Raw genomic sequence first — 6,487 nt, forward strand, 5'->3', positions numbered from 1 at the left:
GGAATCCACGTGCGACTGTTCGGAATAAGCCGCGGGTATAACCTGTTCAACAACTAGGCCGGTTTCCGCCAACGTGCTGAATCGTGAACAGGAAGGCGCGTGCGAACTGGATCAGGAATCTGGATATGGACGTGATCAGGAACGTACATGTACCTCTGGACTGGAATGTCAACGCGGGCGTAAATCTGGCCTCAAACAGGAACTCAATGTCAAGGAGTCTCAATGGTTTCGGATAATCGCGTAGTAATACTCGGCGGGCACGGCAAGGTTGCCCTGTTGGCCGCCCCTAAGCTTGCGGCGGAGGGCTTCGCAGTCGATTCTGTGATTCGCAACCCGGAGCACAATGGCGATGTTCAGCAGGCGGGTGCGAATCCAGTTGTGCTCGATATGGAATCTGCAAGCGTAGATGATTTCGTTGGTCTCTTCACTGGGGCGCAGGCGATTGTATTCTCGGCTGGCGCAGGCGGAGGAAATCCCGCACGGACGAATGCCGTGGATTACGAGGCGGCGACGCGAGCCATCGATGCCGCTGTTAAGGCCGGTGTACCGAAGTTTGTTATGGTCTCCTACGCAACGGTTGGACTGGATCTGGACCGGGTATCTCCGGACGATTCCTTTTATCCATACGTCAAGGCCAAGTACGATGCAGACGCCTATCTCAGGGAGAGCGGGCTCGACTACACAATTCTCGGTCCCGGTACATTGACGCTGGAACCCGCTACCGAGAAGGTTGCAGTTGCGGATTCGGATGGCAAGATCGACGGGGTCGAGCCGCGGCGAGGGGCGCGCAATGCGACCTCGCGCGACAATGTTGCAGCAATGATCTCCTACGTTCTAGCCAATCGAGTGGCGAGCAGCCAAACGGTGAACTTCTACGATGGAGAAACTCCCATCGCGGAGGCTGTCTCCTAGGTTTACGTGCCAGTAGGAACCGCCTACGCAATCGAGTCGGCCCAGCTGTCAACACTGTGACGGATGGCCACTCGCTCGGGTAAACGAGGTGGCCTGTGCATCTACTTCCCTAAACGCTGCGGCGGCGGGCAGTTGTTCACGCTCTCAACCCCTGTGGCAGGTTGCCGCGCGCGATGGTGGCTGGTGGGTGCCGTGATTCGGCGCTGCATACCCCGGCTCGGAGCACTCACATGTGCTCTAGGCCGGGGTACGTCATTTCTAGGGCTGCTCATCTTTTAGGGCTACTCGTTCTGTCGAAATCAGTGTGACAGGACAGAATGTGTCGGAGGCTGCATCTAGGGTTGTTGGTATCAGATAAGAGACGGATTGATTACTCAAGGACCCTGCTCATCGGCCCTACTGATCGATCTCGCTGATGGACCCTACTGACGGGCCCTGTTGACGGAAAGGAACGGTGTCTAGGAAATGATTGACGACAATGCTGTTCGAAAGGAGGTGGATGCTATGAGGAAGGACGAGTTTGAGCGAATCGATACGTTGCTCAGCCAAATTGCTCACGAATGCGAGAATCTTGACGTGCATGCCGGCGACATAGGCGAGTCTGTCGCTTTGATCGCCAAGTTGAAGACGGTGGCGATATCAATGGATGGCTTGGCTGTTGCACTAGTGGGTAACGTTACTGACCTCCAAGAAGAGCAGTACGAGACGCTGTTACAAGAGGCCAAATCTGAGTATTTCAGACAGCGAGAGCGGGATGGAGGCGGGGGAGAATCGAACCGACAGACCGGTCCAGCAGATTCTGCCGATCGCCTGGAACCTGACATGCGAACAATCGTTGAGCGAGAGAATGCGCAGCGATACGCGAAACTCTCCGCAAAGCGGCCACGCCTTCCTGGTCCAGATAGCAGTTTGTCAGGGCTCGTAGAGCGGGCCGGAAGAAAGACAAGCCATGCTGCATACAAGGAGATTCAGTCCGCGCGTCTGGCCGCTGATGACTTTCCCGCGTTTGTACAGTACATGCGCGAGGGTAAAATCTCGATCGCATATGTGGACGTGCTGCGTTCTGTCCAACGCACGCCAGAGTTGCTCGCACTCGCCAAAGAGAACGAGCGACTACTCCTTGATTGGGCGGCAACGCAGAGCGTGAAGGAGTTTCGGCGGAGTCTACGCGGGTGGGAGCGCAAGAACGGGGCTCGTGCGGCCCGTCGAGCGGAACCTCGCAGGCGGCGCGAAGGTTTGATGTTCTATCCCGAGGATGACGGGTACAAAGTATCTGGGTGGTTAAGTGGATACAGTGGTAGTGCTGTGATTCGGGCGCTGCACGACGCGGGCAAACTCATAGCATCCGCTCCCGATCAGCCGGGCTCTTTTGAAGAATGCAACGATGATTCGGGAGCCTTGAGCACGGCCGATAGTGTGGATAACCCCAGTATGTGTGACTCCTCGGGTAGGCAGAAGGATTTGTGGGCCCGGAACGAACGCTACGCGCAGGCGCTGGTATTAGTTGTGCGGCAGAACGCGAAAATGAAGAAGCAGCTGAAGATGTGCTCTTGTAGCGCAAAAGCTTGGGGAACTTCTCGTGCTCAGACTCTCGGTGCGCCGTTGCGTGTCCCGAGCAGCCGTTCTGCGGATCGGGGTTACGACTACCGAGAGGTGACGGACCCTTGGGAGGCGCCGAAACACCCAACCGGTATTAAGGTCTCGAATTCGGTGATCCAGAGAGAGTGATAGGGCTTGTATGAGGCCTAGTATTGCTTGTTATACCTTTAGTTGATGACGATGGGCGGTAGTGCGTTGGCTGCGAATGGTTCAGTTTGATTGCGTAAGTTAATGTTTAGCCTGATACGAGAGCATTGATATAGTTTGAGTGCTTCATATGCCTGTTGAGCACGTTTGAGCAGCGTTGATGGATAATGCTTAAGTTTGGTTCGTTATGGAAGCGATTGACGGTGCTTCATACGTATCGAACTGAAGTGGGTGTTTCGTTCCGATTTGGAGCATTTAGGGCAAGTAGATCTAAATACGGTTCGTTATGTGCCAAAGAATGCAGTTTAGTGCCCATAGGCATCTTTAGGCATCTTTAGGCATCTTTAGGTATTTGAATGCCCATATTAGAGGCTGTGACGACATCGCAGTGCGTCGAGCTTCTATGGGTGTTGTATATTGCGTGTGCCTGCATATGGCTTCGCTTGGCTTCGTGTAGCTTCGTATTGCTGGACGTGGCTACGTACTACTTCATATAGTTTCGTATCAGTTGGTATTTGCTCGTATGATCACGTTTGCTATCCGACAGGTTCTTTAGAGTCGTTTATGTGAGCTCTAAGTTTGTAGTGCGTAGTTCGATCTGCTTGATATTTGGCGCATCGTGTAGCGAGATTAGGCGACATTTGAGTTTGTTTAAGTCTGTATAGGTCTGCTTGAACCTATGCCGTCTTGTTTGAGCATGTGCAGCCCTATTTGAATCTGTTTTGAGCTGTGTGACTCTGTTTGATCCTGTAGAAGCCTGTTTGATCCTGTAGAAGCCTGTTTGATCCTGTAGAAGCCTGTTTGAACCTGTAGAAGCCTGTTTGGACGGATGTGGTCCTGTGTGAACCAGTTTTGTGCAGTGAGTCCGGTGTTCCGTGTGTGTTGTGCTGAGTTGCCAGGAATCGCCGCAGTTCCCGCTAATAGCCGGTAGCCAGCAATTGGAGTGGTGCTGTGTGGGAGCTGGTGTGTGGGTGGTGCTGATGGACGCCCGCGGTGTGGTAGTGAGCCTTTTGTCGCGGACAAGGTTCCTGCAAGAATCGGCAAGCATGTAGGGTGTTCGCTGCCCGGGTGATGCGCCGTAAGCCGGTTTGGGTGAGCAAGTTTGGTTCAGCAAGTTTGGTCGAGTAAGTAGGGTTGAGCAGGTTGCTTGACCAGATCCGCTCGAGTCGGTTGGTGTGCCCCGCATTAATTGGCGTGACCTGCATTCATAGGAAGGAAGGGCTCGTATGAGTCAGAACGTAATGTTCTCCGGCGGAATCCCCGCTGATGGCCCCGAGGGAGTTTTTGAGCTCCTGTCCGAAACAATCGGAGATCGAGCGCTGTGCTGGCCCGATGGAGAGACTTCTCCTGAACGCCGCGCGTGGATCGGTGCGATTAACAGCGAAATTCTCGCACAATCGCCCTGCTTTGAGCCGGTAGCGGCAACACTGAGCCTTCCTGACGATCACCCCTACCACTCATTCAAGACTCTGAAGATACGTTCAGGCGTGGAGGTGAACCTTCGTGGACAGCTCCCGTATGCCAAGGACGCCATCGAATCCTACGGCGTTTTCAAGCGGATGCAGGCCGAGGGAAAGATTCCTGACCGAACGCGGTTTCAGGTTGCCGTCCCTGGCGCGCACGACGTTATTTCCATTTCATTCCCTGACTCGTCCGAATGGCCGATCCTTTTCAAGGCATGGGAAGAAGCACTACAAGAGGAATACCGCAGGATTCTTGAGGTGATTCCGTCCGATGAGCTGTGCATCCAGATCGATTACTGCACGGAAATGATCCACATTGGTGGAACGTGGCAGCGCGATTTCGATTGGGTACCCGACGCGCCAGCAGAAGAGTTGTTCGCTTACTACACATCTGAAGACTACATTCAGGGACACATAGCTGGCCTGCCAGATGATGTGCGGCTCGGCATCCATGTGTGTTGCGGGACGTCGCCTAGCTTCCCTGTGCAGAGCTTGGATGATATCTCGCTTCCAGTGCGGCTCTCGAATGCTATTCAAATAGCTGCGTCCGGACGTATTGACTACTTCCACCTGCCTGCGTTGACAACGTCCGATGAAGCGTACTTTGCTCCTCTTGCTGATCTGGCGACCGGAGACGCAACGATTTACCTCGGCGTTGAATGCAACGACGGTATCGAAGCGATGGATCGCCGTATGAAGGCGGCCCGCACGTTCCTGCCAGAGTTTGGAGTTGCGCACTATTGTGGTTACGTGTGGAACAAGGCGATCATGAGTGACCTCATGCGTACTCTTGCTGCCGGTGCGGACCATCAGGCTGCTGCGGCCAAGTGACAGATTGTAAGCTGCTAGATCGCTAGATTCGCAACTGGCCAGCGGATGCGCCCCTGCGCCTGCAGCAGTGCCGAATCTGGGCGGTGGGGTACTAGGCTTCTGGTGTCCAGCTTAGTTCTGGTACTCCCCACCCAGATTCTTCAATGATTGAAAGAGTTTGCGCCGTATACGGTTCGATTAGCCTCTGGATATAGACAATGCCGTTCAGGTGGTCGAATTCGTGCTGCATGATTCGAGCACGCCAGCCTCGGACGTCAATCGAAACTTCTTGTCCATCAAGATTGGTCCCTGAGACCCTCACATGGTCTGCACGGCGCAGCGGGAACTTATGTTCCGGGAACGATAGGCATCCCTCTGCCTCAGTCGCCGGATCTGGATCGCCGGGTGCTATCGGCTCCATCCAGAGTTCGGGGTTGAGGATGTGGCCGCGCCACGGTTCGTCGTCGTCGTCGAAATATGTGTATGTGTAAATCCGGAGCGGGACACCAACTTGGGGCGCAGCTAACCCAACTCCGGGTGCTGCGTCCATCGTCTCGAACATGTTGGCGACGAGCGCGCGAATTTCCTCGGTAATTTCGGTGACAGGCTGGGCGAGGGACTGCAGGACCGGATCGCCCCATATGCGGATGGGAAGAATTGCCATGGTACGAGCATAACCGGGCGATTCGAGATTTCAGTGCCAGTTTGCGGGAGTGTACTAGTTCGCAGGAGTGCAAGACGCCCGGAGTATCAGACCGTAGGCTTGGAGGCACGCGGGAAGGTTGGGGAGTAGACGTGAGCTTTCGAGGAATACTGATCGAGCAAGAGGTGGTCAAGGGGAAGGTCCTGAATCACCGTGCAGAACTCCGGGACCTTCCAGAAAGCATTCTCGGGACGGAAGGTGCGAGATCCTCGAACGCGGTGGGCTCTCTGAGCTCCTCGGGTAATACGGGCGCCGCGTTCTCAGGCAGTACGGGCGCTGCCGAGAATCCCGGGATGGCTGGTAATGAGCGACCCGTGGACATTGATGTTCTGTACTCGGGAGTGAACTACAAGGACGGCCTCGCGGTTGGCGGGAAGCCTGGTGTAGCGAGAACCAGCCCTCTCATTCCCGGCATTGACCTTGTGGGGCGAGTAAGAAATACGGACAATGACCGCTTCGCATCGGGAGAGCTCGTGGTACTCACAGGTGGTGGTATCGGTGAGTCCTTCCATGGCGGTCTAGCGGAACGTGCACGGGTGCCTGCCGATTATCTGATGCCTGTCCCTGACGGTCTGAGTGCGAGCCAGGCCGCCGCGATCGGAACGGCCGGGTTTACAGCGATGCTTTCCGTGCTCACGTTGGAACGTGAGGGAGTGGCACCCGAGACCGGACCTGTGATTGTCATGGGAGCGGCTGGGGGCGTGGGTTCCATCGCTGTAGCAGTTCTGGCACAGCTCGGATACGAAGTGACAGCGCTCAGTGGGCGAGTCGAGAGCCAGAGCGAGTACTTGCGGAGCCTCGGCGCTACGCACGTTATTGATCGCCAGCAAATGGCGGAACCCGGGCCTCCGCT

Annotated in this window: 5 protein-coding genes; 4 read left to right on the forward strand and 1 reads right to left on the reverse strand. The window is 55.4% G+C overall.

Features of this window, described 5'->3' with window-relative positions; translation table 11 throughout:
* Positions 1 to 222 precede the first annotated feature (222 nt).
* The 3 genes from ACTHV6_RS00875 to ACTHV6_RS00885 all read left to right on the forward strand — a co-directional run bounded on the left by ACTHV6_RS00875 (position 223) and on the right by ACTHV6_RS00885 (position 4,952).
* Positions 223 to 912 (forward strand): SDR family oxidoreductase, encoded by a 690-nt coding sequence (locus ACTHV6_RS00875; RefSeq protein WP_441385376.1) that lies wholly within the window; start codon positions 223 to 225, stop codon positions 910 to 912.
* Positions 913 to 1,416: 504 nt separating this feature from the next.
* Positions 1,417 to 2,640: a hypothetical protein gene (locus ACTHV6_RS00880; RefSeq protein WP_441385377.1), complete on the forward strand. Its 1,224-nt coding sequence runs from the start codon at positions 1,417 to 1,419 to the stop codon at positions 2,638 to 2,640.
* A 1,244-nt stretch (positions 2,641 to 3,884) separates the two neighbouring features.
* Positions 3,885 to 4,952 carry a hypothetical protein gene (locus tag ACTHV6_RS00885; protein WP_441385378.1) on the forward strand — a complete coding sequence of 356 codons (1,068 nt, stop codon included), beginning with the start codon at positions 3,885 to 3,887 and terminating at the stop codon, positions 4,950 to 4,952.
* Between the two features lie 91 nt (positions 4,953 to 5,043).
* Here the strand turns inward: ACTHV6_RS00885 and def are convergent, their stop codons facing one another.
* A complete protein-coding gene (gene def / locus ACTHV6_RS00890) occupies positions 5,044 to 5,595 on the reverse strand; it encodes a peptide deformylase (RefSeq protein ID WP_441385379.1) in 552 nt (183 codons plus the stop codon).
* 131 nt (positions 5,596 to 5,726) lie between these two features.
* On the opposite strand from def, the gene ACTHV6_RS00895 reads away from it, so the two are divergent.
* On the forward strand, positions 5,727 to 6,487 hold a 761-nt coding region (locus ACTHV6_RS00895), incomplete at its 3' end, for an alcohol dehydrogenase catalytic domain-containing protein (RefSeq protein ID WP_441385380.1).

Source organism: Ancrocorticia sp. (assembly GCF_052089425.1).
In the GTDB taxonomy this organism is placed as follows: Bacteria; Actinomycetota; Actinomycetes; order Actinomycetales; family Actinomycetaceae; genus Ancrocorticia.